This is a genomic window from Youngiibacter fragilis 232.1 (genome assembly GCF_000495435.3).
In the GTDB taxonomy this organism is placed as follows: Bacteria; Bacillota; Clostridia; order Clostridiales; family Clostridiaceae; genus Youngiibacter; species Youngiibacter fragilis.
In genome coordinates this window covers 1-2,498 of sequence record NZ_AXUN02000082.1, presented here as the reverse complement: position 1 = coordinate 2,498, position 2,498 = coordinate 1, and the positions used below count along the sequence as shown (strand labels likewise).

Here is a 2,498-nt window from a genome sequence, read left to right as displayed (position 1 = left end):
GTAAGCGTAAATTCTAGTGCACATTGACGGCATAAAAAAATCGCCTCACTAGAGACGACTTGTTATACATCTTCAATTTTTTCGATTTTTCTCTTTAATTCTTCCGGTAGTGTTTCTGACCATGGCAAACAAGCGTCCAAAGCCTCATGATTATCTAAATCTATGTTTGGAAGCGTTTCAAATAGAAAATTGAGATACAAATGTGGAATTAAACCATTGGCTTTTGCCGTCTCAATTATGCTATAGCATACGCCACTGGCTGTAGCGCCTTTTGGAGATTTTGCAAACAAGAAATTCTTTCTCCCGAGCACAAATGGTTTGATGGCTCTCTCGGCCAAATTATTTTCGCTGCTGAGTCTGCCATCTTCAAGGAAAACAACTAAGGAATCCCACTGGTTGAGGGAATACTTGATGGCTTCTCCAAGTTTGCTTTTAGGAAGCGTCTTCTTCGACTGTTCATGCAGCCATAGACGATATTTCTCCAAAATTGGCTTCACTTCCTCAAGTCGTTTTTCATAACGCTCTTCAGGTGTAAGGCCGGCATAAGATTCTTCCAGTTTGAAGATCTTTTTGAAAAGTTTAATGGCTTCGTTGGCTTTGGATCTGGATAGCTCAGCGCCCTCCGGAAATGCTTTTAAGGCATCGGTATAATAACGCCTTGCATGAACCAGACAACCTAAACGTTTTACACCAGACACTTTGTTGTAGCCTGCATAGCCATCGGTCTGAAGGAACCCTGTGAAGTTTTCTAAAAACCTTTGAGGATGCCTATTCGCCCGAGACTTCTGGTAATCATAAAGAAAGATTCTCTTTGAAGCCTTCTCACCAGTCGCGTAAAGCCACATGTAGTTGGTCTTGTTGTCCTTTTCATCAAGGCAGTTCAGAACCGTTTCATCGGCATGTACGATGTCTTCTCGAACCAAGTAATCATGCAGCCTGTCGAATAAAGGTGCAAGCCATCTTTCAGCTCCTTTAATCACCCATGAAGCCATGTTCTGACGGCTGATGTCGATGCCGTAATCTATAAAAGACTGTTCTTGCCTGTAAAGTGGCATCATCTTGTTGTACTTCATGTCCATGATTGTGGCCAAAAGAGACGGACTCACCAACGATCCTGGAAGTACCGGATTTGGCATGGGGGCAACAACAATAGACCCGGATGATCCTTCATTTTCATAGGAATCACAGTGTCTACAAGCATATACTTGGCGCTTGTGAAGAACAACCTTCACACGAGCAGGAACAAATTTAAGTTCTTTGCGGACAATCACTTTCATTTCATGAAGTTCATGGTTACACTTTGGGCAGTTTTGCTCATCAGTGGGAAGTGTGTAAAGGATTTCTTCCTCTTCCAGATCCGCATAGGATTTTCGAGATTTGCTAGTTCCTTTTCTCCGTTTGTAGGTAATCTCTTCAATATCAGGCTCAACATTTTCTTTAGCGGATTCTTTTTCCGCTTCATTGAAGATACTTAACTGACCGTCAGAGATTATCTCGCTGGATGAACCATACTTTTGTGATTGAGAAAGTTTGATCTGTTCTTCATAGAACGTCACTTTTGCTTTAAGCTCCTCATTTTCCTGAATGAGTTGTTCCATTTTATATTCAATTTCAGTTAACCTGTCATTAGCCGAATGGCTAGTGTTTTCAATGTTTTTCATATATTTATTATACCATTTTTGGACACTCAAAAAAAGCATTATTATAGGTTGTTACGAGTAATTAAAGAACTAGAAAATCAAATGATTTGACGTTCTTCAACCGGTTTGTGAGCGGACTTTTCTCTTATAGTTAGCCCATCCAGAAGCCATCTGAATGAACGCTCATCGATGGAAATGTGAGTGCCACTTATATTCTCCGGCCATTTGAATCTATCTTTTTCAAGTCTTTTGTAGTGGAGCCAAAAACCACTTGTGTCCCATTCCAGAATCTTGACCTTATCGCGCTTTCGGTTGCAAAATACGTAGAGATTTCTTGAAAAGGGATCAAGTTTGAACTTTTCCCTAACGATAACCGCCAAGCCATCTATGGATTTTCTCAGATCGGTAGCACCAAGTGCAAGATAGACTTCGGTGACTCTATTACTGTTAAACATGTTTCATCAGTACCGATAAGACCACAGATAAACTCTCTGTATCAAAGCTTGGGCTAACTTCAACTATTGCTTTTCCAATATGAATACATAATGTTGATTTAATATTATTTTCATCGACATCTGATTCTGGACTTGTTATGATAGCCCATTTGGTTTCAGACTGATCATCAACTGGATCGGGTCTTGATGTAAGCCGCCTTTTCCAGTAGCGAAAGTTATGAATGTTGACACTATTCTGCTCGCACCACTTGTGTTGTGTGAGTCCACTTGAAATTTGATTTGTAATAATTTGCTGCCAGTCTTCAGAGTTTGCTTTTTTACTCATAAAAAAATCACCTCGTTTTTGAGATGATTTTATCATTGGTAGATTGAATTGAATATGTGCACTAGAATTTACGCTTAC

3 protein-coding genes are annotated in these 2,498 nt (G+C 40.0%); all 3 read right to left on the bottom strand.

Translation table 11 applies throughout. The features are described from left to right. Nucleotides 1-62: 62 nt before the first annotated feature. Nucleotides 63-1,661 carry an IS66 family transposase gene (gene tnpC, locus T472_RS05130; protein WP_023387503.1) on the bottom strand — a complete coding sequence of 533 codons (1,599 nt, stop codon included), beginning with the start codon at nucleotides 1,659-1,661 and terminating at the stop codon, nucleotides 63-65. A 77-nt stretch (nucleotides 1,662-1,738) separates the two neighbouring features. Next, nucleotides 1,739-2,095, bottom strand: coding sequence for an IS66 family insertion sequence element accessory protein TnpB (tnpB, locus tag T472_RS05125; RefSeq protein ID WP_023387502.1), 357 nt, complete (start codon nucleotides 2,093-2,095; stop codon nucleotides 1,739-1,741). Next, on the bottom strand, nucleotides 2,088-2,498 hold a 411-nt coding region (tnpA, locus tag T472_RS05120; RefSeq protein WP_023387501.1), incomplete at its 5' end, for an IS66 family insertion sequence element accessory protein TnpA. The genes tnpA and tnpB, both read right to left, overlap by 8 nt.